This window comes from Isosphaeraceae bacterium EP7 (assembly GCA_038400315.1).
GTDB lineage: Bacteria > Planctomycetota > Planctomycetia > Isosphaerales > Isosphaeraceae > EP7.
The window spans coordinates 4,559,665-4,584,718 of record CP151667.1; the positions used below are offsets into that span (position 1 = coordinate 4,559,665).

Genomic DNA, 25,054 nt, shown 5'->3' on the forward strand with positions numbered 1-25,054 from the left:
GATGCAAGCCACACGCCGTTTTCCCAGGGTTGCGCGACTGGCCGGGATGCTCGCGGCGATCTTCGCCGCGGCGTACCCGGCCGTCGGGGCGGAGCAGGGGGGGGCCGTCGAGTTCCTCGGCAGGCCCGCCCAACTCGTCGTCTCTCCCCCGTCGATCACGCTGCGCGATCGTCGCGAATCCGTTCAGCTCATCGTCTCCGGCCGATTCGGCGGCGGCGTTGACCGCGACCTGACCCATCTGGTCAAGGTGGAAGTGGTCCCCGCAGGCATCGTCGAGGTCTCTCCCACCGGCTACGTCAGGCCGCTGGCGGACGGGAGTGCGAATCTCGTCGTCCGTCTCGGGGACCGCGAGGCCAGCATCCCCGTCGAGGTCGCGAGCCACGGCCTTCCCTCGCGGGTGAGCTTCCGACGCGAGGTGATCGCCGCTTTCAGCGTCGCGGGTTGCAACGCTGGGGCCTGCCATGGCACTCCCTCCGGCAAGAACGGGTTCAAGCTTAGCCTGCGCGGGTTCGACCCCGCGGCCGATTTCGCCCAGCTCACCCGCGACCAGTCCGGCCGCCGGGTCAATACGCTCGACCCCGACGCCAGCTTGATTCTCGAGAAGGGTGAGGGGCGGGTTCCCCACGAGGGGGGCCAGCGGCTCGTCCCGGACGGCGATTACGCCACCCTCCTCCGCGACTGGCTCAACGGCGGTGCGCCGGCCGACCCGGTTGACCTTCCCGGTCTGGTGTCGATCCAGGTCAACACCGGCACCCGCGTGCTGCACGCGCCGGTCGCCCGCCAGCAGCTCAGCGTCGTTGCCAGCTTCGCCGACGGAGGTTCACGCGACGTTACCAGGCTGACCGTCTTTAGCAGCAGCGACGAGGACGTGGCCAAGGTCGACGGCGATGGCCTGGTCACGTTTGGCCGGCCGGGAGAGGTCGCCATCCTGGCCCGCTACCTCGGGCAGCTCGTCCCCATCCAGCTCACCTATGTTGACCCGGGTTCCAGCAAGCCCTGGCCCGATCCGCCGGTTAATAATCATGTCGACAAACATCTCTACGCCAAGATGAAGCTGCTGGGCCTGGCTCCGGCCGACCTCTCGACCGACGACGTCTTCATCCGTCGAGCATCGCTCGACCTCCTCGGCGTCCTGCCGAAGCCCGAAGAAGTCCGCGCCTTCCTGGCCGACGGCGGCGCCGACAAGCGATCCAGGCTGATCGATTCGCTGCTGGAACGCCCCGAATACGCCGACTTCTGGGCCCTGAAATGGGCCGACTTGCTGGGCGTCAACCGGCGTTCGATCCAGGCCAAGGGGACGTACTCGTTCCACCTCTGGCTCCGCGATCGGATCGCGCAGAACAGGCCGTTCGACGAGGTCGTGCGAGAGATCGTTGCCGCGAAGGGGAGCACGTTCGTCAACCCGCCCGTCAACTTCTTCCGCAACGATCGAGTGGCCAAGGACCCCCAGCTCCTGGCGCAGAACACCGCGCAGGTCTTCCTTGGTGTGCGGGTCTCATGCGCCCAGTGCCACAACCACCCGTTCGAGCGCTGGACGACCGACGATTACTACGGCTTCACCGCCTTCTTCTCCAGGGTGACGTCGAAGTCCGATCCGCTTTATCCTCGGATCGCCCGGTTCAACACCGGTGCGCTCGTCATCGAGGATGATCGGAGCGGCGAGGCGATCGACATCCGGACCGAGAAGGTCGTTGCCCCCAAGTTCCTCGGAGGAGAGGCCCCCGAGATCAAGCCCGACCAGGAGCGCAGGGCGGTTCTCGCCTCGTGGATGACCTCGGAGGGGAACCCCTTCTTCGCCCGCCAGCTCGCCAATCGGACGTGGCATCACCTGCTCGGGCGGGGGATCATCGACCCCGTGGACGACGTGCGAGACTCCAACCCGGCCGCTAGCAAGGAACTGCTCGACCAGCTTGCGAAGGAGCTGATCTCTTCGTCTTACGACGTCAAGAAACTGATTCGCACGATCATGAATTCGCGCATCTATCAGTTGGGGACGCTGTCCGATGCCCAGGCCCTGGGGGGCGAGAAATACTTCGTCGGGGCGGTCGTCAAGATGCTCCCCGCGGAGGCCCTGCTCGACGCCCTCTCGGCGGCGACCGACTCGCCCGAGGTCTTCGGCGACCCCGACAGGCGCAATGCCGACGTGGGCCAGCGAAGGGCCGACAAGGCGGCGGCGGTTCGCGAGACCTTCGGTGACCTGCCCGTCGGCATGCGTGCAACCCAGCTCTCCGACGGCGACGTGCTCCAACATCCGTTCCTCTCTGCCTTCGGCCAGCCCGCCCGCGAGACCTCCTGCGAGTGCGAGCGGACCGGGGACGCGGGCCTCGGCCACGCCCTCCAGCTCGTCAACGGCCCCAGCATTTTCCAGAAGCTGAGCAAGCCGGACAACCGGATCGGCAAGCTGATCGGCGCGGGCCAGGAGCCCCCCGCGATCCTCGAGGAGCTGTACCTCGCCAGCCTCAGCAGGCCGCCGACCGACGCCGAGCGAGCCGCCGGCCTCGCCTACGTCGTTAAGGCCGGCGATGCGCGGAAGGCCTGGGAAGACGTGCAGTGGACTTTGCTCAACTCCAAGGAATTCCTCTTTCGCCACTGAGCCAGACGAGACCCGCCCCACCCCCCCGTGAGCCTCGGAAATCGGACAAGAAGCCCCGCAGGCCCGGGGGGCAATTCCCCACGCGATCCCTTTGAAAGGAGCGATATGTCTGACTATTCTCACTCAACCGGAATCATCCTTCGATGCGTCGCGATCGGGGCCCTGACATTCCAGACCCTCGCCACGTTGGCTCAGGAACCGGCCAAGTCGCCGGCCGAAAAGCCCAAGGAACCGATTCCAGCCGCAAGGGCCGAGGCCCCCGAACTGAAGCCGGGCGAGCTGCCCAACGGCGTCGTCTCGGTGCTCGGCGGCGGGTCTCGCCAGTGGGACGTCGTCCGCTCCGTCGCCTACAGCCCCGACGGGAAGATTCTCGTCTCCGGCTGCGATGACGGCTCAATCTCCAGCCATGACCCGCTCACCGGGGCGCTCCTGAAGATCATCAAGCCGAAGCGAGTGGCCGCCGGCGAGGGGACGCAGGGGGGCTCCTTCGGCGCCCTCTTCGGCCTCGTCTTCAGTCCCGACTCGGGCGTTCTCGCCATCGCCTCGGGCGACCAGCAGGTGAAGATCCTGGAAGTCGAGGGCTGGAAGCAGCGCGATAGCCTGACCGGACATACGGATGCCGTCATCAATGCCATCTTTACTCCCGATGGCAAGACGATTGCCTCGACTTCGGATGACCACACCTCACGCGTCTGGGACCTGGCCACCGGCAAGGCACGCCTGGTGCTCCCCCATCCGGTCGGGTTCTTGTCCTCCTCGGCCATCAGCCCCGACGGCAAGACGCTCGCCCTGGGGGGCTGGGACCACAAGATCCGGATCTTCGACCTGGCCGACGGTTACGAGGTGCGAACGATCTCCGGCGGCGATGGCCGCGCGATGTCGCTGGCCTTCTCACCGGACGGGCAGATGCTGGCCGCCGCCTGGCTCGACGGCTCGATCAGGCTGCTCGACCCGGCCGATGGATCCACGCGCAAGAACCTGAGCGGGCATCGCGGGCCGGTCCTCGCGCTGGCCTTCACCTCTGACGGTCGGTCCCTCGTCACGGGGGGCTCCGACGGCTCGCTCCGGGTCTGGTCGCCCGCATCCGATCAGCAGCCGAAAGTCATCACTGGCCACTCGGGCCCGGTCCTTGCACTATCGATCCACCCCGACGGCAAGCTCCTGGCGACCGTGGGAGCCGACCGTTCGATGCAGGTCTGGGACCTCTCCACCGGTCTTCCCGCGGCCGGCCCCTCCAAGGTGACGGGTGCCATCCTGTCCGTCGCCTACAGCGCAAACGGTCGGACCGTGGCCACGGGCGATTCCCTCGGCAAGGTCACGATCTGGAAGGCCGACACCGCCGAATCAAGGATCACCCTGGACGGACATGCAGGGTCGGTCGACGCCGTCGCCTTAAGCGCAGACGGCAAGACGCTTGCCTCCGCCGGCGAGGACGCAATCGTCCGACTCTGGTCGGTCGCCGACGGCTCGCCGCTCGCCACGCTCGCCGGACATAAGGATTCCATCGCTTCGCTCTCGTTCTCGCCCGACGGCAAGAGCCTCGCGTCGGCCGGCGCGGACAAGACGATCATTTTCTGGGATGTTGCCGCGGGTGCCAGGAGGCTCGGCTTCTTCGCCCACACCGGGGCCATCACCTCCGTCGCTTATAGCCCAGACGGCCAGTCAGTCGCCTCGGCCTCCAAGGACCGAGCGATCAGGGTCTGGGACCAGGCCGAGGGACGCAAGCGGCTGGAGATCGAGCCCGACGAGGATGACGATCCCGACGTGATCGCCTACAGCCCCGACGGCTTGATCCTCGCCGCAACCGGCCACCGCGACCTGAGCGTCAAGCTCTGGGACGCTTCCACAGGCGCCCCGAAGCGGACGCTCATCGGTCACCGGATTCGCACCGTGGGGGTCGCCTTCAGCCCCGATGGCAAATCACTGGCGACCACCGCCGGCGACGGCACGGCCAACCTCTGGGACCTGGCCACCTACAAGCCAACCCGCCAGTTCGCCCTGCACGCGCCCCGCGGCGAGATCAGCCAAGTCGCCTTCAGCAAGGATGGCCACCTCGCCACCGTCAACGGCAACGGGACCGTCTATCTGATCGACCCGTCAATCCCCGCTCCCACCGAGCCCGTCCAGGCCGCGGGTCGGTGACGCCCTCCATCACCGCGAACATCGAGCCATCTACTTCAGGAGGTTCCCGACATGCGACGTCTCAAGCTCCTCTGCCTGGCCAGCTTCCTCGCCGCCCCCGTCCTGGCCGCCGCCCCTGGCTGCAGTGATGAATGCGTGGTTGCCGCCTCTGCCGACGAACTTGTCGACGCCCAGAAGCAGCGTAACGCCAGCCTCGTTGGCGAGACCGGCGGCGCGGCGCCGAGCAAGTCCAAGTTCCGCCGGCGATGACCTGACCGCGGGGAGGACCGCTTGAAACCCGGTCTCCTCGCCCGTCTCCACATTCTCAGCTCAGCCCGAAGGAGCCCAGGTCTCATGCATCTCATCAGGCTCTCCGTCGCCGCCGGGATGATCGCCGCGGCGCAGGCCGCGTCGGCCGGCGAGGCCCCGCCCGAGCCCGCGGGCGTCAGCTTCCTCGGCGACGTGGCCCCCATCCTCCGCAAGCATTGCGTGGGCTGCCACAACCCGAGGCGTACGGAGGGCAGGTACGATCTGACCACGTTCGCGGGCCTGTCCGAGGGCGCCCGCGGAGGCGAGTCGGCCTTCGCCCCCGGCGACCCCGCCGGCAGCCATCTGGTCGACTTGATCCGGCCCGACGGCCAGCCAAGGATGCCCTTCAAGCAGCCGCCGATCTCCGAAGCCAAGCGACAAGTCCTGGAACGCTGGATCGCCCAGGGCGCACGGTACGACGGCGAAAAGCCTTCCGAGGACTGGCTCGCGCTGCTCCGCAAGCGATCCCCGGCCGCGGTCCCCGACTCCTACCCCGCGCCCGTGGCCATCGCCGCCCTGGCATTCCGCCCCGACGGCCGGGCCCTGCTCGCATCGGGATACCACGAAGTGAATACGTGGGACGTCGCCGATGGGCGGTTGGGCCCACGCCTTCGGGGCTTCGGCGAGCGGGTCCATGACATCGCCGTCAGCCCCGATGGCAAGCTCGTGGCCGTCGCCAGCGGCGATCCCGGGCAGGGAGGTTCCGCCCGCATTCTCAGGTTCGTCGAGGGAACGATCGATGAAGGCCGCTCCCTCGTCGAGACCGCCGACGGCGTCTTCGCCATCGCCTTCAGCCCGGACAGCAGGCTCGTCGCCGCCGCGGGCGCCGATCGGACGGTCAGGATCTGGGAGGCCGAGACGAGCAAGCTTGTCAGGACCATCGAAGACCACGCCGACTGGATCCTCGACCTCGCCTTCAGCCCGGACGGCAAGCGGATCGCCACCGCCAGCCGCGACAAGACGAGCAAGGTCTTCGACGTCGCCGGTGGCGAGACCGTCGCCACCTTCCCGGGCCATGCCGAGACCGTCTCGGCCGTTGCCTATAGCCCCGACGGCAAGTTCATCGCCACCGGCGGCGACGACAATCAGGTACGCCTGTGGAACCCCGACAATGACGCCAAGCAGGCAGGCTCACTCACCGGATTCGGCGGCGGTGTCTTCCGTATCGCCTATACGGCCGACGGCCGGGACCTGGTCGCCACCTCGGCCGACGGCATCGTCCGGGTCTTCCGCGACGGCGCCCGACGCCTGGAGTTGAAGGGTCACACCGACTGGGTCTACGCCCTTGCAATCTCGCCGGACGGCGCCAGACTGGCCTCTGGAAGCTGGGACGGAACGGTCCTCGTCTGGGATCTGGCCGAGGGCAAACCACTGCTCAATTTCCAGGCGCGGCCCGGGCCCAAGACGGTCTCCGGCGTGACTGCCGCACAGCCTTGAATCAACCCACGCAAGTCCGACAGGACGCGACGACGTCGACCTAGGAATAGGACCCGCCCATGACTCGAACCTCGTGCCCAGCCTGGGCCTTCTCGATCCTGATCCTCGCCTCGCTCCCCGCCGTCGCCGCGGACAAGCAGGCCGCAGACGGGGTGACTGTCATCCCCGATGTGGCCTACGCCGCCGGTGGAGACCGCCAGAAGCTCGACCTCTATCTGCCCAAGGGGCGGACGGATTTCCCGGTGGTCTTATTCTTCCACGGCGGAGGATTCAAGGCGGGCGATCGCAAATCGGCCGCGAACATCGGCGAGACCTTCGCCCGACGCGGCGTCGGCGTCGCATCTGTTGGCTACCGCCTCTTCCCCGAGGTGAAGCATCCCGTCCCGGCCGCCGACGGGGCCGCGGCCTTCGCTTGGATCAAAAAGAATATCGGCACGTATCACGGACGTGCCGACCAGATCTTCGTCGCCGGCCACTCGGCGGGCGCCATCCTCGCGGCGCAGATCGCCACCGACGACCGCTACCTCCAGTCCGCCGGGGCCTCGACCGGGGACATTCGGGGGGCAATCCTCCTGAGCGGCACCTACAACCTTCCGGAGAATCGTACCGACGTCTTCGGCGACGCCGAGGAGCGCAAGGCGGCGTCGCCGTTCAGCCATGCCCGCTCCGGCCTTGCCCCGTTCTTCCTGGCCTACGCCGAGCGTGACAATCCCGGGATCGAGGACCAGACCAAGGCCTTTGCCGCCGTGCTCAAGGCTGCCGGCGACGAAACCGTCGTCGTGCTGGCGAAAGATCGAAGCCACGGCACGATCGCGTCTCACGTCGATGAGAACGACCCCACCGCGGACCAGGCCCTCGCCTTCGTCAAGTCTCGCCTGGACAATCGTTGACGATCCTGATTTCGAGACCAGTGACCCTCAAGCACAGAAACGAGACCAGACCGTGAAAATCGCATCCCCCGTCAAGTTCCTCGCCGCCACCGCCGCCGTCGCCCTGGGCCTCATCGCGGGCACTGCCCTGGCCGACGAGTTCTTCGGCACGATCATCAAGTCCGACGCCGAGGCCAAGACCGTCACGGTCGTGGACAAGGAGACCGGCAAGGAAATCGTCGTGAAGACGACCGACAAGACCGAGTACGTCACGAAGAAGGGGAGCTCCCCCATCGACTACGAGAAGGTCGCCAAGAACATCGAGAAGGCCATCTCCAAGGGCCGCAAGGGCATCTCCGTCAAGGTCGAGCACGAGAACGCCGTGGCCACCAAGATCCACAACGTCCCGCCCAAGGACGCGCCCGCCAAGAACTAAGACTCGCGCCGACCCGTCCCGCCCATACAAAGATCGACCGCGAGCCCTGGACCAAGGTCGGACCAGGGCTCGCGGTCAATCGCCCTCGAATAACGCCAAATCAGGCGAGAGTCGGCTATGCGTCATCTGCTCGGTTCGATTCCCCTCGTCGCGATCTTCGGCCTGGCGTCGCTCGACTCGCCGACCCCCGGCCAGCCCGCGCCAGCCGGCACGCTTTCGTCCGCCGAACAGGCGAAGTTCGCGGACCGATTCGAACGCGACGTCTGGCCCCTGCTTATCGAGCCCGCCGACGCGAGGAAGGCCTGCGGCGCCTGCCACCACGACGACGGATCGAATACCTCCACCCTTGTCCTCGCCGAAGACCCCAAGGAGGCGTTTGATACTCTCCTCGACGAGGGATTCTTCGACCGCGAGAATCCCGATGCCCTCCTCGCTCGCATCGCCCGCAAGGCAACCTCTCCGAAGCGGATGCCCCCGGAGCCCGCTCCGTCCTGGTCGGAGCAAGAGATCGAGCAGCTCCGACGTTTCGTCAGTGCGCTGGAGGAGGCGCAGGCGTCTCGTTGACCATCGTCGGCCGTCCCGAGCCGGGCGTTCAATTCACGCATCGACTGCGGCGCGAGAGTTGACAAGACTTAGCTGATCGCTAACAGTGATTGGAGGAAGACCGGCAAATCACTCACACCAAAGAATCTCGGCGGGCACGGGCTGTTTTGTCCTGAAAGCCACGAGACTGGCCCAGGCGTTTCCCCCTGCGGTTGGGCGACAATGGGACGATATGCAACCTTCCGCGAAGTGTGATTACGCCCTGCTTGCACTGTACGCCCTGGCCGAACACACGGACCCGTCCCCTCTCAAAGCAGGCGAGATCGCCCACCGCCACAACATCCCGATCAAATTCCTCGAGGCGATCCTCAACCAGCTCAAGGGCGGAGGGTATGTCATCAGCCGTCGAGGCGCCGAAGGTGGCTATCACCTGGCCCGACCGGCCGCCGACATCAGCCTCGGGAACATCATCCGGCTGATCGATGGCCCCGACGCCACCGGGCGGCCGAAGTCCTCGCTCTCCAGCAGAAGCTCACGTCTCGAGCCGTCGCCGTTCGCCGGTTTTTGGGGGCGTATCGGGGAGTCGATCGCCCGATTGACCGATCAAACGACCCTGGCCGACATCGTGAAAGAGCAGGCTCAGAGCGAGAGTTACAGCCTGGATTGGGTCATCTGAAGTCCTCGACATTCCAGCAAAGGGATGGCACGTCTGCATGTCCGAACCGGCATGCAACCCGCCCCGAACCTGCGTGATGGTGCGCGTGTCCGACCGGTTCTCAGAGCCCCTGATACCGGAGGACACCCCACGATGGACGCGTCGACTCCCCTGATCGACCCTCTCGGCCTCATCGAAGCCTATCTCGGCGGGACGCAGACGCTGCGACGTTCGCTGGATGGCCTGAGCCTCGAACAGATGCGGGCCCATCCCATCCCGGGGACCTGGAGTTGTCTTCAGGTGCTCGGGCACCTGGTCGACTCCGAGATTGCCTGGTGCCATCGGATCCAGCGGGTCGCCTCCGAGCCCAGGCCGTTGCTCATCGGCTACGACGAGACCCATTTCGCCGCGACCCTGGGTTATCAGGATCTCGACCCGGCCAGGGAGCTCGACCTCATCGACCGCTTGCGCGCTCGGCTTGCCGGGATGCTCCGCGGCCTGCCTGCGGAGGCATGGACTCGGACGGGGGTGCACAGCGAGCGTGGCCTGATCACGCTCGCGGAGATGGTCCGGGTCGAGGCCGAGCACATTCACCACCACGTCCGATTTCTCGAGGCCAAGCGTGCCGCGATGGGCCTTGCACCGGCGACGACCTGATCGATCCGTACTTACCAGCGAGGGGCCGCCCCGAGTGCCCGACGCAGCAGGCCGATCTGGCCCGCGTGCAGCATCTCGTGGGCGGAGCACCAGTCGTAGATCTCGGCCTTTGTCGAGCAGAAGGCGTGCGGGGTGTGGATCGGCTCGGCCAGGAGCGGATCATCGATCTGGTCGAGCAGTGACAGAGCGGCCTCATGAACGCGGGCCATCACGGCCCGGATCTCGGCGGGCGACGGCCGGCCCTCGTCGGCCTCTCGGGGTGTTGAGTCGCGGTGGAACCGAGCGATGAACTCGGGCGAAATGAGGGCTGCGTCCTCGGGCCTGGGGCCTCGGACTCGTTCGAGGCAAAGGCGATATTCGGCCATCGCCAGGTGCCCGGCCTGCCAGGCAATATTTGTCGGACAGCCCCCCGGCATCCGTGACCAGTCGGCATCGTCGACGCTGTCGAGGAGGCCCAGGGTGTAGCGGCGCGCGAAGCTGATCCTGCGTATGATCGAGTTGACCTGGGACATGATCGGGGCTCCGAGCTTGAGGAGTCGCCGGGCGAAGCGGCTCGTCTTTCCTCTTCAGAGATTCCCGCTGACAGGTCGGTTCGCGCCAGAGATCGGCAGGGCTCTTCAGACGCGGCTGGTCGCTCGCCGGCGTCGGGTGTGCCAGCCCATGCCGATGAGAGCGGCGGAGAATGTGGCGAGCGTTGAAGGTTCGGGGACGACGACGGCGTCGCCCGGGGTTTTCGGCTGCGCGGCCAGGGCGATGTCCATGGTCGGGTTGTTGCTGCCGAAGGAGATGGTCCGGATCCAGTCGGGGTGAGCAATCATGCGCTGGAAGATCGGCGGATAGAGCGCGAGCTGCGCTTCGTTGGCCGTCGTTGCGACCTTCGGGTTGATCAGCGACTCCATCGGGTTGTACGCCAGCCACCTGACGCGTCCGTCGAGATTGATGGACGGAAGTCCGTTGTTGAACTGGAACTGGAGGTGGAGGATCCCCGCCCAGGGGTTGTCATTGCGCTGGCCGACGGCGATTGAGCCCAGCTTGATTCCGTCGCCGGAGGCGTCGGCATTGGCCACGCCGATCAGGGTCCTCGGACCCCAGCTCGTCTCGAGCGTTCCGGAGGTGGAGACGAGGACGGCCTGGACCGCCGCGTCCTGCGTGGGCGATTCGAGGACCGCCGCGGCCGACGCCGAGGTGGCCTGGATTGAGCCCAGGACGAGGGTGGCGAGCAAGGGCCACGCGAGACGGATCCAGGGACGTCGATCGGTCATGGTCGGCCCATCCTTGGGTCTTATAGGCGGGCGGGGTACGGGCCCCCGGTCCCTGTGCGGCCATACTTTACGTTTTCAGGGGACTCCTTCAAGATCAAAGCGATCGGGCCGGAATTCAGGCCAAAATCTCCCGGACGACCTCGCCGTGGACGTCGGTCAGGCGGAAGTCGCGCCCCGCGTGACGGAAGGTCAGGCGGGTATGGTCCAGCCCCAGCAGGTGCAGGATGGTGGCGTGCAGGTCGTGGACGTGCACCTTGTTCTGGACGGAGTAATAGCCGTAGTCATCGGTGGCCCCGTGCACCATGCCGGGCTTGATGCCGGCCCCGGCCATCCACATCGTGTAGCCGTGCGGGTTGTGGTCGCGACCGTCCCCCTGAGAGGTCGGGGTCCGGCCGAATTCGCCCCCCCAGAGCACGAGCGTGTCGTCGAGCAGCCCGCGTGACTTCAGGTCGGTGAGCAGTCCGGCGATGGGCCGGTCGACTTCCTTGGCATTGCGGGCGATGTCGGCCTTAAGATTGCCGTGCTGGTCCCACTTGTAGCTGTGAGACGCCTGGATGAATCGCACGCCGCGCTCGGCGAACCGCCGGGCCATCAGGCACATCCGGCCGAAGTCGGAGGTCACCGCGTCGTCCAGGCCGTAAAGCGCCCGGGTTGCGGGGCTCTCGCCGGCGATGTCCTGAAGCTCGGGCGCGGCGGCCTGCATCCGGTAGGCCAGCTCAAGTGCGTTGATCCGCCCTTCGAGCGCCTGGTCTTCGCCCGAGCGGCCGAGGTGGTCGCGGTTCAGGCCTTGCGCCAGGTCCAGTTCCATGCGCTGGAGGTCGCGGGGCGTGTCGTGGGCGCTCTTGATGAACGGGATCACGGCGCGGTCGGAGGGGATTCCGGTCGTGCCCAGGGGCGTCCCCTGGTAGGCGGCCGGCAAGAAGGCGCTCGACCAGTTGTTCACGCCGCCGTGGCTCAGGTTCGGGCAGATCGTCACATAGCCGGGGAGGTCCTGGTTCTCGGTCCCCAGGCCATACGTGATCCAGGAGCCCATGCTGGGCCGCACGAACGTGTCGCTGCCGGTGTGCAGCTCGAGCAGGGCGCCGCCGTGCCTGGAGTTCGACCCGTGCATCGAGTTGATGATGCAGAGGTCGTCGACCCGCCGCGCCACCTCCGGGAACAATTCACTGACCCAGGCGCCCGACTGGCCGTGCTGCTGGAACTTGAACGGCGAGCCCAGCAAGTTCCCGGTGTCCGAAGAGACAACCCTCGGCTTGGCGAAGGGGAGCGGCTTGCCGTGGTCACGGGTCAACAGCGGCTTGTGGTCGAACGTGTCCACCTGTGACGGGCCGCCGTGCATGAACAGGAAGATCACCCGCTTGGCCTTGGCCGGGAAGTGCGGCGACCTGACGGCGAGCGGCATCGTCGGGTCGGGGCGGCCGACCTCGACCGCCCCGACCTTCGTCTGTTCCGCGATCAGGCCCGCCAGGGCGAGCCCTCCGAATCCCGCGGCGCTCGATCGCAGCAGGCTCCGGCGCGAGAACGAGGGGATGAGTCGGTCGCTTGACATCGCGGAGGCTCCCGGTTCGGACATCAAAAGTCGATCCGATTCAGTCGATGGTCAGGAACTCGCTCGACGCCAGCAGGGCATGGCAGAAGCCCCGCCATGCCCTCTGCCGCCGCGCGGCAGGGTCGGCCTCGCGTGGCCCGATCGCGGTCTCGTAGCGGCCGAGGAAGTCGATCGCCCCGGACACTTCAGTTTCGGAGGCCGGCCTTGAATAGGCCAGCTCGTAAGCTCTTCGGACCCTTGCCGGGTCCTCGGGCTGGCACGTGCTTGCGTCGAAGAGGCGGGCGGCGAGGGCCTTCGACTCGCTCAGGATCAGGTCGTCGTTGAGCAGGAAGAGGGCCTGAGGGGCGACGGTGGTCGTCGCCCTCGATCCGTTCGGCGCGCTCGGGTCGGCGAAGTCGAACGCCTGGAAGACGTCGTAAACTCCGCTGCGGATCACGGGCATATAGACCGAACGACGTGGCATGGCGTAGCGGCCGGCGCCCGACTCCGAGGCCGTGCTGCTGACGTAGGCGTGATTCCCCGTCGGCAGAAGGTTACCCCCCATCGTCGTGTCGAGGTCGCCGCCGACGCTGAGCAGGGCGTCGCGGATCGCCTCGGCCTCCAGACGGCGCCGGCTCATCCTCCAGAGGAGGCGATTCTCGGGGTCGATTCGTACCGCCTCGGGGTCGAGCTTCGTGCTCATCTGGTAGGCCGATGACGCCATAATTCGACGATGCATCGCCTTGATCGACCACCCGTCCTCGACGAATCGGAGTGACAGCCAGTCGAGCAGCTCGGGGTGGTCAGGACGCTCTCCGAGCCGGCCGAAGTTATCGGTGGTGCGGACCAGGCCTTCACCGAAGTGCCATCGCCAGAGGCGGTTGACCATCACGCGGGCCGTCAGCGGGTTGCTCGGCCCGGCGATCCAGCGGGCAAGCTCGCCCCGACCACTGGTCCCCTCGGCGATCGATGGGGGGGCATCTCCGGCAACGACCCGCAGGAATCCGCGCGGGGCCTTCGTGCCAAGCGTCAGGTGGCTCCCTCGGATGTGGATCTGTAAGTCCGTCGGCGTCTGGTCCTGGACGGCCAGCGCCATCGGCGTTGCCGCGGCCTTCGCGTCGAGTGCATCGCTCTCGATCTTCAACGCCCCGAGCTTCGTCCGAATCTCCGCCGGATAGGAGGCCGTCGGATCGACGGGGAGGGCGGCCGGCGCACCGGGTTGGTTCAGGAACGCGTGCAGCGGGCTGCCCTCGGCGGACGTCCCGGACGAAGCGATGAGGACGCTTTGATATCGATCGGCCAGTTCGCGTTTGGTCCCGGGCCGGGGGTCGGCGGTCAGGGCGGCGTGCCAGGAGGTTTCCGGGCCGATAAATCCGGGATTCGTCTCGCCGGTGAGCTCATGCCAGGCCGACAGGATCGAGTCGGGGTGACCTGCGGACGACTCGAGTGCCGTCGCCCAGCGTCCGACCGCGTCGGGGTGGAGTCCGGCGAACGCTTCGATCGGATCCGTGCTTTTCGGACCGGTCTCCACGACCGGGATGAGTGCGATCTTGTCGATGTGGGGAAGGGGGCCGTCGCGTTCGATCACGAGCGTCGAAGGGCCGGCGGTCAGGACGTCGACCGCCACGACCGACCAGGTCTGATGCTCGGGATTCCAGCCGCCTGTCACCTTGGCCGCGACCTCCTGGCTGAGGGTTCGCCCCGCCAGGGTCAACCGGACGGGCCTCGTCTCCTCGGCGGCATAGCGGAGTTCCACCTGATAGGCTCCCGACGTGGGGACCGTCAGGTCGTATTCCGCCCGGTTGGGAACCGGGCCGGCGTTCAGGATCACGCCGATCCCCTTGCCGTAGGTGGCCGTGTCCTTGGCCACGTTCCCCCTCTGAAATGCCTCGGCCTCCACCATCAACGAGCCGGCGGAGGCGGATTCGGCCAGCGGGGCCGTCGTTGGTGCCACGACCCGGCTCCGAGCAACACGTGCGTCCGCGGCCAGAAGAGTGTCCGCGATCCGGCCTCGGAGTTCGTCCAGCACTTTCCCGTTCGAAGCGGCGGAGATCGTCGCGGCCTCGGACCGCTTGGCGTTGGCCTGCGACTTGAAGGCGGCCGCATCGGCGATCTGGGCAGCCGTTGGTACGGGACGCTCGTTCCACATGGCAACCACCTTGTGGTTGGCCATCGTCCGGGTGCTCTTGAAGATGCCCGCCAGCGCGTAATAGTCGGCCGTCGGGATGGGGTCGAACTTGTGGTCGTGGCAGCGTGCGCAGCCGATCGTGAGGCCGAGGAACGTGCGGCCGATGGTGTCGACCTGCTCGTCGATGATGTCCATCTCCATCTTCTGCGGGTCGTCCTCGGCCAGCATCTTCGGGCCAATCGAGAGGAAGCCCGTCGCCACGAGCCGCTCGACCCTGCGTGCACCGCCGTCGGCCTCCGCGGCGAGGTCGCCGGCGATCTGCTCGCGGATGAACTGGTCGTAGGGGAGGTCGGCGTTGAAGGCCCCGATGACGTAGTCTCGGTAGCGATAGGCGTTGGCCATCGCCACGTTCTCATCCATCCCGTTGGAGTCGGCGTAACGCGCCACGTCGAGCCAGTGCCTGCCCCAGCGTTCGCCGTAACGCGGGCTCTCGAGCAGCCGATCGACGACTCGCGCGAAGGCACCCGGGCGGTCATCAGACAGGAATGCGACAACTTCCTCGGGGGTCGGCGGCAGCCCGGTCAGGTCAAACGTCGCGCGACGGATCAGGGCCCTGCGCTCGGCGGGAGGGGCCGGCGTCAGAGCCTTCGCTTCCAGGCCCGCGATCACGAATCGATCGATGGGGGAGCTGGGCCACGAGGTGTCGCGGACCGGGGGGGCTGGGACGTCGACCGGGGGTCTGAAGGCCCACAACGAGGCGTCTTCGGCCGGGTTTGCACCCGGGGACATCCCCTCGGATTTCACCCCGGCATCGGCCTCGTTCGCCGGCTCGACCACGGTCCCCTTGGCGGCCGGCCAGGGGGCTCCCTGCTGAACCCAGTTGGTCAGGGCGGCCAGGATCGGCGCGGGAAGCTTCCCCTTGGGGGGCATCTTCAATTCCTGGCCCGGGGCATGATGGAGGGCCGTGATGAGCAGGCTCTCGCCGGCCTGGCCCGGCACGATGGCCGGCCCGTTGTCTCCGCCCTTCAGCAATGCCTCCCGCGAGTCGACCCTCAGCCCACCGCGATCCTTTTTGGGACCGTGGCAAGCCTGGCAATGCTCGATCAGGATCGGCCGGACGTTCTTCTCGAACGAGCTGATCGCCTCGGGACTGGCGGAAGACTCGTCGGCGAGGACGATCGAGCCTCCACCCAAGAGTGCTGAGGAGACGCACCAGGCTGCGACAGGTCGGACCCAATCCCGGGGAGTGCGCACGATCTCACCTCTTGCGGAGCGGGCGGGGCGGTGCAGGTGGGGCGTCTAGACACTGCGGTCAGGGGCGCAACGTCTTCAACGAGTGCTCGCCGGGGAGGGCGAATGGCGGAGGAGTGTATTCTTGTTGGATTTTAATCGGATAGCAAGGACAAACGGGCTGAAACCCTTGGTGGGTCTCGCCCGTTTTCCGGAAATCAGGACCGTGAGGGTGACCGATTGATCGAGGAGGAAATCTCGTTGGGCGGTCAGCCCTTGGCGGGTTCTTTGGTCTCGGTCTCGCGGATTTCCGCCAGAGCGACGGCGAGGGTGGCGAAGCTCGGCCAGCGATCTTCCTTGCGTGCCAAGGTTTTGCGGAGTACTTCGCAGAGCGAGGCCGGTAGCTTCGGATTGGCGATGGCGGGGTCGATGGGGGGCGAATTGACCCGCTGGATCATGGCCGCCATCTTGTTGCCGACGGTCGGATTGCCGTACGGAAGCGCATTCGTCAGGAACTCATACGCCATCGCGCCGAAGGCGAAGATGTCGATCGTCTCGTCGATCGCCTCGCGACGAATGACTTCGGGGGCCATGTAGGCGAGCGCCCCCGTGCGGTTGCCCGGCTTGCGGAACGCCGCGGTGTTGGGAATCGTCAGTCCGAAGTCGATGACCTTGACGATGTTCTGACGGTTGACCAGGACGTTGCGTGGGTTGATGTCGTGGTGGATGAAGCCAGCTTCCACTACTGCGTTGAAGCCTTCGGCGGCCTGGATCAGGAGTTTCAGGCGACCGCGGAGGTTCAGGCGGATCGTCTCGCGGACGTGCTGGAGGCTGACGCCGTCGATATGCTCCATGAGCATGTAATGCTCGTCGCGGGTCGTCAGTCCGTATTCAATCGTCCGGACGACGTTGGGGTGAACGATCGCGGCGCCGATCGCCCCCTCGGCGGGCCGTTCCTCCTGGGTCGTTCGGGCGCCCGCGGCGGCATTCTTGTCGCGATCCTGGATCTTCAAGCAGGCGGTCTGCCCCGACTCGTTATCCAGGACGCGATAGACCTTCGACATGGTCCCCTGACCGGTCACGTCGGCGAGGGTCACGAAGCGGCTGGAGACGTCGACGCGGCCCTTGCGTGCGCCGGGATGAGCCGGCTCGCCCGATCCCAGAATTCCCTTGAGTTTAGCGAGCATGCCCGTCTCTCCTGAGTGCCTCGATCGATCCTCGAGACCGACCCAGTCGTCATTCTCGCCGTTCGACGCGAACGAGTTTCGGACCAGTTCACGCTCCATCAATCTGCATTGCCATCAATCCACGAGTCGCCAAGGCTCGTCGGATAGCCTGGCATTTCGGGCGCATACCCTCAGGCACCAGAATACGTGATGGAAATCGATTTGTGACGACCCCCGGACGAGAATTCCTCGGGATGCTCACGAGACCGCCCGCCGTTTGCTCACGGAGTCGACGAGGGTCTCGTGTTGTCATCCATTTCAAGGAGGGTCACCATCGGCCGGCGGGTCGATTTCAGGACAACCTGAAGGCGAGCGGGAGCAGTTCGGCCAGAGTGAAGCGGCCGACGCGGTCGACCAGGATCGGGGTCTCCGGGCCGCAGAACTCGGCGAGCACTTGCCGACAGGCGCCGCAGGGCATCGCGTGCGTCGGCTCCGAGCCGTCCTGGGCATCAACGCATGCGACGGCGACGGCTTCGATGCGTGTCGCTCCGTCGAGGATCGCGCGAAACACCGCCGTACGCTCGGCGCAGACGGTCAGGCCATAGGAGGCGTTCTCGATGTTCGCCCCCGGGTAGATCCGGCCGCCGGCGAGGACGGCCGCGCCGACGTGGAACCGCGAATAAGGGCAGTAGGCCGAGCGGCTCGCCTCGCGTGCGGCCTGCATCAACTCGTCGAGGAGATCGGGCATCGGCGACCTCGGTCCTGGGTCATGGTCGTTTTACGTACCTCAGCACCCTTGAAACGACGACGGCAGATGCCACGCCGGCTGGGCGTGGCATCTGCCAGGTGGTGTCGGCGAATCGGCCGGCCGGCGCGATCCTCAGTTGTTATTGAACTTCACGTCCTGGATGTCGTCGCCCGGTGCGTGTTCGACGAAATGCCATGAGATCTCGGCAGCGACGACCTTGACGAACTTCTTTTTGAAGGACGCGGGGCTGACCCCGCTCTCGACCGAGACGGGCCCGCGTACAGGGAAGACGGTATCTCGGTAGTCGTCATACGCCGTGTTGACTTCCTTGGGCTGGTCGGTCATCCGCTTGCCCTTGGAATTCTTCGGGTGATCGATCTCGATGAGCTGGATGTGGGTCCTGGAATTGCCCTGGAGCAGGCCAGGGCTGTTGGAGTTCTGGTACTCGAAGGCTTCGAGTTCCAGGACGATGGCGACGTCGGCTTCGAAGGCCTTGATGGCCTCGGACGGGTCGGTCCAGTTGGGATGGGCCTCCACCCAGTCGGCGACCTTCTTCTCGTCGACGATCTCGATCTTCTTGACCTTCTCGCGGAAGATGCGCCGCAGCTCCCGGTTGATCTCGGTGTCGATGCCGAGCGAGTCGGCCTGCGCCGCGGGGGTGGCGTGGGTGAGGATGATGATCTTCCTCCCCTTGAGCGACGGCCCCGGCGCGGGGATCGTTGGCTCGAAAGGCTGGAGGAAGTAGAGGAGTGTGCGGGGATCGCAGCCGGCCCCGGGGAGCAGGACCAGCGCCCCGAAGGCGATCATGGCTGCGAGACGAGTCGTGCGATTGCGGGGCCGATTCCGAGGGGCCATCCGTGTGCCCTCCTGTCAGGTCAGGTCGTTCGTAGGATTCGAATGGTCCAGGCCAGCAGGCTGATCGCCGCGATGGCCACCACCAGCCGGACGAGCGGCTCCGCCACGGTCCGGGTGCCCCAAGGCCTGCCCCGCAGGGCCGACGCTAGGAGCCAGGGGACGATCACCAGGCAGGTCGGGGCGAGCAGGACCCCGGCCGCGTTGGCCGAGAAGGCTCGGTCGAGACGCCCCCGGGCGAACCAGGCGAACGACGTGGTCATCCCGCACGACGGGCAGGGCTTGCCAGTCAGGGTCAGGAAGGCGCACGGCGAGAGTCCGAGCCGCTCATGGGTGCCATATCCGCGCGGGTCGGGCTCGACAAGTCGGGCCACGGCCAGCACGGCGATCAGGCCCAGGGCCGCCGCTGCGAGGGCCCCTCGGCACCAACCGCCCAGTAGATGCGAATCGCAGGTGGGATGACTCATGGGGAGGGAGGAATCGCGAGGGGGCCGTCCCGCGTCGGGAATGGCCTCCGGGTCGATGGGCGGGCGGAATCTAACCCAACTCACGAAGGACGGCAAGCCCGATCGGGCCGCCGCTCAGGAGGCGATCCCGGCCTGCAAATCCGAGGGGATTGCAGGCCGGGCGAGCGAACGGAGGGATGCCCGTGCGAAGGTCATTTCGGGTCGGGCGCGACTTCGGGTTTGGCGGCCGGCGCTGTCGGCTCGACTGGGGCCGGGGCCGGAGTTGCAGACTCCGGAGTTGCAGGCCCCGTCGCAGCGGGCTCCGGCGTGGTCGCGACCACGCCGGAATTTTCGTCGGATTTTAGCGGGGGGACGGGCTTCCCCAGTTTCTCCAGGTAATAGGCGATGATCGGGCGATTGGGGTTGTTGGGTTGAAGGGTCAGGGCGTTCGTCAGGTGCTGGGCGGCCTGCTCGGGGTTGATCCCCCCCTCCAGGAGCGCCATTCCCAGGTCATTCTCCCAGGCCGACTCGTTGCCGATCTTCGCGGGGAGCTCCAGCAGCGAGTTCGTCGCATTCTTCAACTCGCCTCTCAGGCTGAAGACCCCGGCGATGAGGCTCTCATTGGCGGCGAACGACTGGATCTGGCGGATCGCGTTTGTGCCCCAGCAGTCGGCGGCATTCTGATAGTTGCCGATGAGCAATGAGACCAGGCCGTTGCGATAGGCCGATGTTCCAGGCCCGTCGCTGAGGGTCGGGTCGTCGATCGAGGCGCCGCCGAGCAGCTCGATCGCCCGGTCGGGCCGGCCCGACTGGCAGTAGAGGTCCAGCAGCATGGGCTTGATTCCTTGCTGGCTAAGGCCCGACTGCTCGGCCTCTTCGAGTTCGCGGATGGCCAGCCCGATCATTCCCTGGCTCATTGCCACCGACGCTCGCTGATAGGGGCCCGCCTGCTGGTCGATCTGCAGGTCGCTGATGGCTTCCTGGGCCTTGGCGATCGCCTCATTCAGGGGGATGAGTTGCTGGCTGATCTGGATGCGCATGTCGGAAGGCAGCTCCTTCCTCGAGTCCACGTCGAGTGCGGCCTGGAACCTGTCCCGCGCCTCGTCGGCGTAGCCCATATCGAGGTAGAGCTGTCCGAGCTCGATATTGCGCTCGGCCAGCTCACGCCTCGACTCGCGGTCGATGGGCTTGGCCGAGGTGAGGATCGCGTAGCGAAGGGCCGCGACGCGCTGGCGATAGCGGTTGATGAGCAGGGTGATGGGGATGGGGTTCTGCTGGATCTTGGCCAGGTTCTCGGGAATCGGCTGGAGCCCGCTGAGCAGGGCGCCCTCCTGGATCATGAGGAGGCGATAGGCCTCCGCAAGGATCCGGTAAGCCACCGTGTCGTTCGGATTCTTCGACAGGGCGATCCGGCATTCGCGGACGGCGAGGAGGCAACGCGCGGGCTCGGGGATGTACGACACGCCGGGAAGGGTGTCGGCGCCGGCCTGGAGCCATCGCCTGGCCGCCTGGACGTGCGGCTGCGCCCGGACCGGGCCTTCCGAGGAGACGACGCTATCGATGAGCGTCTTCTCGGTAGGCGGCAGGTCGGGCGGCGGCACCGCCCTCGGATTCTTGTAGGCCCTGGACTCGGGCTCGAGCCTCTCGGCCTGGAAGTAGGCGACATCCTCGGCAGGAGCCCCCTCATCCAGCCGTCCGAAGAGCACGACGGCGCCGTCATCATAGAAGGGGGACCAGTTGACGCTGCGACTGAGCGACTCGTAGGTCTTCGGTGAGCCGAACTGCTGGATCATCACGGCGCTGATCTTGTGCTGGTCGAGCAGCGGCTTCCAGACCTCGATCGCGTCGTCGCTGAGAGCCTTCTTGAGATCCTGGAACTCGCGGCGCAGTTCGGCCGGGAAGAGGTTCCGGCGCTCGTCGATGAAGGGCTTACGGAGCGGGTAGGCCCGCCAGTTCAAGGCGTCGGCCTGAGACAGGCTCGTGTTCAGGACATTGCCGCTGAACTTGGCCGACTTGAGATAGTCGGCCGCCTCGAAGACGAAATCGTCGGGGTTGAAGCCGAAGCCGAACTGCGGGTCTTGCGCTTCTTTCCACCAGGGGGTGACCGCATGGGTCGCGGCGGCGAACACGACCATGATTGTGATCGCACGTCCGCCGACCGACCAGATCCCCCAGGATCGTTCGATGCGGCCCTCGACCCCGAAGGTCTCCTGATACCACTCCTGCCCATTCAGCGCGAGCATCGAGGCCCAGACGAGCGCGAATTCGCCATTCTTGCGGAACATCATCGCCCAGACCAACGACGCGATCAGGTACGTCGCCAGCCTCCAGGCCGAGAAGTTCCGGCGGTTCAGCCAGAACGAGGCGAGCCCGATGCCAACGACCGCGACATAATAGACGCGAACCTGCGTGAGCAGCGCCCCGAAGAAGTCGACGGCCTGCGCCCCGAAAATCGAGGCCTGATCATTCGTGGCCGGCGCGACCGTGCTGAAGAAGAGGTGTGAGTAAGAGTCGAACGCGGCCGGGAAGATCCGGAAGAGGGCCGGGTTGACCACGCAGGCGGCTATGGAGAGGCCCAGGACCAGTGCCCCGCGAGTCGAACGCATTCCCAGAAGCGTCCCCGAGGCCAGCACCAGCAGGCCGATCAGGAACGAGTCGTCTACATTGGCCCAGATCGCGAAGATCGGGATGAGCCAGAACGCGGCGCCCGACTGGCCCCGATCCGTCGCCCGATGGAGCAAGAAGAGCTCGGCGGCGAGAAAAAGCAGACCGACCGACTCGGGTCCAACAGCGGCCGGGCCGGCGATTCCGCCCAGGCTGATCCACGAGAGCCGTCCGCCCGCGCTCGACACACTCAGCGGCGAGAAGAAGACACCCAGCGCCGCGGCGGCGCAGCTGGCCGTCCACCAGAGTCCCGTGCCCGGACGGCGGATACTCAAGATGAGGAACGCGGTGGCACAGCGAGCCAGGGCCGTCAGGGCCACCAATGTCCCGGCGGCAAGCTGCTCGCCGCTCCAGGCACCTGTGCCCGCGGACGGGTCCACTGCGGCGTTGGCGCCGCCCGCATCGCCGACCGGATTGGCCGTTGCCGGAGCCATTCCATACGCGAGTTGATAGACCGTCGCGGCGCCCCACTCGTAGAGCCAATGCACGTCCACCCAGGGCGTTCCCGAGCGGGTCGCCGAGAGCGGGTCGGACGGCAAAGGACCCCCTCGCTCGGCGATGAGCTGGCCCAGCTTCAGCTGGGTCCAGATCGACGAGTCGGCGATCCGATTGGACGAGGCCAGGAAGGCGAGCACCAGCACGCCCAGCACGACGTATTTGTCGTAGTAGCGGTTCCAGACCAGGGCCCGCTCGGGGGTCCAGGGCTCCGGCGGAGGGGCCGGTTCGGGGCTCGTCTCGGCGGGCTCGGGCACCGCGGGCAGTACGGGTTCGGTCATCGCGGAGGTCGCCGGGTCGGGATGAGGTGCGAGCGTCGTACGCCCCTGGAAAGAATGGACTTGATGCTAAGACTGGGCCGACGCCCCGGTCAAGGGGGCGGCACGCGCGGCGCGACCCACTCCGTTGACTTCGCACCCATGGCGCATAAAATGCGTGGGCCCCGGCGGACGCGGGCCGCATCAACGCCGCCCACTCAGGATCTTCGCGGACCGACCCCTGGAAGGCCCAAGCCTCTATGCGCCTGCTCACCGCGATCCCCGTCTACAACGAAGAGGCACACCTCGCGCCTGTGCTGGCCGAGGTTCTGAGATACGTCGACGACGTCCTCGTCGTCGACGACGGCTCCTCCGATGGTACGCCCGAACGGCTGGCCGAGTTTCCCGGGGTTAAGGTCGTCCGCCACCCGGTCAACCAGGGCTACGGCGCCGGGCTGCGGAGCGCCTTCAAGTACACGCTCGAGCATGGATACGATGGCCTCGTCACGCTCGACTGCGATGGCCAGCACGAGCCGAGGCGGATCCCCGACATCGCGGCCCCGCTCGCCAACTTCGACGTCGTCTCCGGCAGCCGCTACCTACAGGTCTTCGACCCCGGCCAGAGGCCGCCCGAGGCACGCAGGAAGATCAACGTCGAGGTCACGCGCTGGCTCAATGAGTGCCTCAACCTGAACCTGACCGACGCCTTCTGTGGGTTCAAGGCCTACCGGGCGAGCGCCCTGGCCAAGTTCGACATCACCGATTTGGGCTACGCCATGCCCTTGCAGGCCTGGGTGCAGATGGTCGAGCACGGCATGTCCGTCGTCGAGGTGCCGGTCGAATTGATCTACCTCGACGAGAACCGGGCCTTCGGCGGCGCATTGGACGATGCCGAATTTCGCCTGAACCACTATCGGTCGGTGTTCCAGGAAGCCATGCAGCGTGCGGGTCTTGAAGTGGGCGGGGGGTGTCGTTGATGGAAACGCACCGCCTGCGAGCCCCCTCCGGCGACGGCGCCCTGCTGGCCTCGCCCTCGGTGGCCGAAGCCTCCGCGCTCCTGGTCCGAAACTCGTCGACCCTATCGGGCTGGCAGCACGACTTCCAGGGAAGGTCCGCCGATCGCCTCCGCGCCATGGCGCGTTCGCAGGCGCTCCAGGCGTCTCGCCGCTACCTGGAATCACATGGGCTGGATGTCCCCGCGATGCCCACTCGGGCGGAATTCCCGATCGTGGTGACCGGCCACCAGCCGGAACTTTACCACCCGGGTGTCTGGGTCAAGAATTTCTGCGTCGCCCGGCTTGCCCGACAGCAATCGGGCGCCGGCCTCAACGTGATTGTCGACGACGACACGCCCAAGTCCTCATCGATCCGCGTCCCCGTCGAGCTCGACGGGGTGCTGAACGCCGGCCGAGTTGACTTCGATCGATGGGAGGGGGAAGTTCCCCACGAAGACCTCCCGGTCCGCGACGAAAGCCGCTTCGCGAGCTTCGCCGATCGGGTTCGTGCCGCGCTTCCCCGGAGCGTGGCCGACCCCTTGATCGGCGAGTTCTGGCCGCGAGTCCTGAGGTTCCGAGGAACCACCGACCGCAGCGGGCTCCGCATCGCCCTGGGTCGTCGCGCTCAGGAGGCCGCCTGGGGCGTCCACAACTTTGAAGTTCCGCTGAGCGCCCTGTGCGAGACCGAGGCCTTCACCTGGTTCGCCTCGCACATCATGGCCAACCTGCCGAAGTTCCAGGACGTCCACAATCAAGCCCTGGATCGCTACCGAGAGGCGTACGGGATCCGCAGCAAGAATCACCCCGTCCCCGCGCTCGGCGGCAAGGACGGCTGGCTCGAGGCCCCCTTCTGGGCCTGGCGAGCCGCGTCGCCTCGACGCCGACCCCTGCTGGTCCGGCAACTGAGCCACACGCTGCAAATCAGGCTCTCCGGCGAGGATGCGCCGCTGATGGAGCTGCCGCTCTCGCCCGACCGCGAGGCGTGCTGTGCCGTCGATCAGCTCATGGAATTGCCCTCCATGGGGGTCCGGCTCCGGACGCGTGCGCTCACCACGACCATGTTTACCAGGCTCCTCGTCGGGGATCTCTTCCTCCACGGAATCGGGGGAGCCAAGTACGACGAACTCGGAGACGAGGTCGTCCGGGGCTTCTTCGGCGTCAGGCCGCCCGACTTCCTCACCCTCTCACTGACCCTCTGGCTCAATCTCGGGGCCGAGCCCGCCACACTCGGACGACTCCACGAGGTCGAGCGAGACCTGCGCGAGACGGTGTACAATCCCGACCGACACCAGGCCGATCCGGGATCGCCCGCGGTCCGTGACCTGATCGGACGGCGACTTGCCGAGATCGAGCGACCGGTCGAGCGGCCCGCGGAGAAGCTGGAACGATTCCGCAACCTTCGCCAAATCAACGAGTTGCTCCAGCCCGGCGTGGAGTTGGAGCGGGTGTTCCTGATCGCCGAGCGGGCGCGCCTCGCCGAGGGTGTCCGGCGCAATCAGATCGCGCAGAGCCGGGAATTCTCGTTCGTCCTCCACCCCGCCGAGCGTCTCCGTCGGGCATTCGAGCTTGAGGGCAAGGGGCCCGGGGCGGCCTGATCGTCAGAGACGGTCGAAAAATCGCGGCGCGGGGGCTCCAGCTTGCAGCAGTCGGGGCCCCGCCCGCC

Annotated in this window: 20 protein-coding genes; 11 read left to right on the forward strand and 9 right to left on the reverse strand. The window is 66.7% G+C overall.

Going from position 1 to position 25,054, the window contains the following annotated elements:
• The first annotated feature begins 1 nt into the window (after position 1).
• The 9 genes from EP7_RS17640 to EP7_RS17680 all read left to right on the forward strand — a co-directional run bounded on the left by EP7_RS17640 (position 2) and on the right by EP7_RS17680 (position 9,620).
• Complete coding sequence (locus EP7_RS17640; protein WP_463523055.1) at positions 2 to 2,593, forward strand: DUF1549 domain-containing protein; 2,592 nt, start codon at positions 2 to 4, stop codon at positions 2,591 to 2,593.
• A gap of 105 nt (positions 2,594 to 2,698) precedes the next feature.
• Positions 2,699 to 4,735, forward strand: a complete 2,037-nt coding sequence (locus tag EP7_RS17645) for a WD40 repeat domain-containing protein (protein ID WP_463523056.1) — start codon at positions 2,699 to 2,701, stop codon at positions 4,733 to 4,735.
• Between the two features lie 51 nt (positions 4,736 to 4,786).
• A complete protein-coding gene (locus tag EP7_RS17650; RefSeq protein ID WP_463523058.1) occupies positions 4,787 to 4,984 on the forward strand; it encodes a hypothetical protein in 198 nt (65 codons plus the stop codon).
• 84 nt (positions 4,985 to 5,068) lie between these two features.
• Positions 5,069 to 6,460 carry a c-type cytochrome domain-containing protein gene (locus EP7_RS17655; protein WP_463523060.1) on the forward strand — a complete coding sequence of 464 codons (1,392 nt, stop codon included), beginning with the start codon at positions 5,069 to 5,071 and terminating at the stop codon, positions 6,458 to 6,460.
• A 59-nt stretch (positions 6,461 to 6,519) separates the two neighbouring features.
• Positions 6,520 to 7,350 (forward strand): alpha/beta hydrolase, encoded by an 831-nt coding sequence (locus tag EP7_RS17660; protein ID WP_463523062.1) that lies wholly within the window; start codon positions 6,520 to 6,522, stop codon positions 7,348 to 7,350.
• A 52-nt stretch (positions 7,351 to 7,402) separates the two neighbouring features.
• Complete coding sequence (locus EP7_RS17665) at positions 7,403 to 7,765, forward strand: hypothetical protein (protein WP_463523064.1); 363 nt, start codon at positions 7,403 to 7,405, stop codon at positions 7,763 to 7,765.
• Positions 7,766 to 7,882: 117 nt separating this feature from the next.
• Complete coding sequence (locus tag EP7_RS17670; protein ID WP_463523066.1) at positions 7,883 to 8,329, forward strand: hypothetical protein; 447 nt, start codon at positions 7,883 to 7,885, stop codon at positions 8,327 to 8,329.
• A 211-nt stretch (positions 8,330 to 8,540) separates the two neighbouring features.
• The gene (locus EP7_RS17675) at positions 8,541 to 8,984 is read left to right on the forward strand and encodes an RrF2 family transcriptional regulator (RefSeq protein WP_463523068.1); all 444 of its coding nucleotides are present in this window, start codon (positions 8,541 to 8,543) and stop codon (positions 8,982 to 8,984) included.
• 132 nt (positions 8,985 to 9,116) lie between these two features.
• A complete protein-coding gene (locus EP7_RS17680) occupies positions 9,117 to 9,620 on the forward strand; it encodes a DinB family protein (protein WP_463523070.1) in 504 nt (167 codons plus the stop codon).
• Between the two features lie 11 nt (positions 9,621 to 9,631).
• On the opposite strand, the gene EP7_RS17685 is transcribed toward EP7_RS17680, so the two are convergent.
• The 9 genes from EP7_RS17685 to EP7_RS17725 form a co-directional block, all read right to left on the reverse strand.
• Positions 9,632 to 10,132 (reverse strand): DinB family protein, encoded by a 501-nt coding sequence (locus EP7_RS17685; protein WP_463523072.1) that lies wholly within the window; start codon positions 10,130 to 10,132, stop codon positions 9,632 to 9,634.
• A gap of 105 nt (positions 10,133 to 10,237) precedes the next feature.
• Positions 10,238 to 10,882 (reverse strand): PEP-CTERM sorting domain-containing protein, encoded by a 645-nt coding sequence (locus EP7_RS17690; RefSeq protein ID WP_463523074.1) that lies wholly within the window; start codon positions 10,880 to 10,882, stop codon positions 10,238 to 10,240.
• Between the two features lie 115 nt (positions 10,883 to 10,997).
• Positions 10,998 to 12,431 carry a DUF1501 domain-containing protein gene (locus EP7_RS17695; protein WP_463523076.1) on the reverse strand — a complete coding sequence of 478 codons (1,434 nt, stop codon included), beginning with the start codon at positions 12,429 to 12,431 and terminating at the stop codon, positions 10,998 to 11,000.
• Between the two features lie 40 nt (positions 12,432 to 12,471).
• Positions 12,472 to 15,792: a DUF1553 domain-containing protein gene (locus EP7_RS17700; protein ID WP_463523077.1), complete on the reverse strand. Its 3,321-nt coding sequence runs from the start codon at positions 15,790 to 15,792 to the stop codon at positions 12,472 to 12,474.
• 245 nt (positions 15,793 to 16,037) lie between these two features.
• Entirely contained in the window at positions 16,038 to 16,955 is a 918-nt protein-coding gene (locus EP7_RS17705; RefSeq protein WP_463523079.1) for a serine/threonine protein kinase, read from the reverse strand.
• Positions 16,956 to 17,286: 331 nt separating this feature from the next.
• Complete coding sequence (locus EP7_RS17710) at positions 17,287 to 17,682, reverse strand: cytidine deaminase (protein WP_463523081.1); 396 nt, start codon at positions 17,680 to 17,682, stop codon at positions 17,287 to 17,289.
• A gap of 132 nt (positions 17,683 to 17,814) precedes the next feature.
• Positions 17,815 to 18,537, reverse strand: coding sequence for a hypothetical protein (locus EP7_RS17715; RefSeq protein ID WP_463523083.1), 723 nt, complete (start codon positions 18,535 to 18,537; stop codon positions 17,815 to 17,817).
• Between the two features lie 20 nt (positions 18,538 to 18,557).
• Positions 18,558 to 19,001 carry a DUF2752 domain-containing protein gene (locus EP7_RS17720; RefSeq protein WP_463523085.1) on the reverse strand — a complete coding sequence of 148 codons (444 nt, stop codon included), beginning with the start codon at positions 18,999 to 19,001 and terminating at the stop codon, positions 18,558 to 18,560.
• 191 nt (positions 19,002 to 19,192) lie between these two features.
• The gene (locus EP7_RS17725) at positions 19,193 to 22,420 is read right to left on the reverse strand and encodes a tetratricopeptide repeat protein (RefSeq protein WP_463523087.1); all 3,228 of its coding nucleotides are present in this window, start codon (positions 22,418 to 22,420) and stop codon (positions 19,193 to 19,195) included.
• A gap of 236 nt (positions 22,421 to 22,656) precedes the next feature.
• Between EP7_RS17725 and EP7_RS17730 the strand changes: the two genes are divergently transcribed.
• A complete protein-coding gene (locus EP7_RS17730; protein WP_463523089.1) occupies positions 22,657 to 23,373 on the forward strand; it encodes a glycosyltransferase family 2 protein in 717 nt (238 codons plus the stop codon).
• Complete coding sequence (locus EP7_RS17735) at positions 23,373 to 24,986, forward strand: hypothetical protein (RefSeq protein ID WP_463523091.1); 1,614 nt, start codon at positions 23,373 to 23,375, stop codon at positions 24,984 to 24,986. Before EP7_RS17730 ends, EP7_RS17735 begins: the two co-directional genes overlap by 1 nt.
• The last annotated feature ends 68 nt before the right edge of the window (positions 24,987 to 25,054 follow it).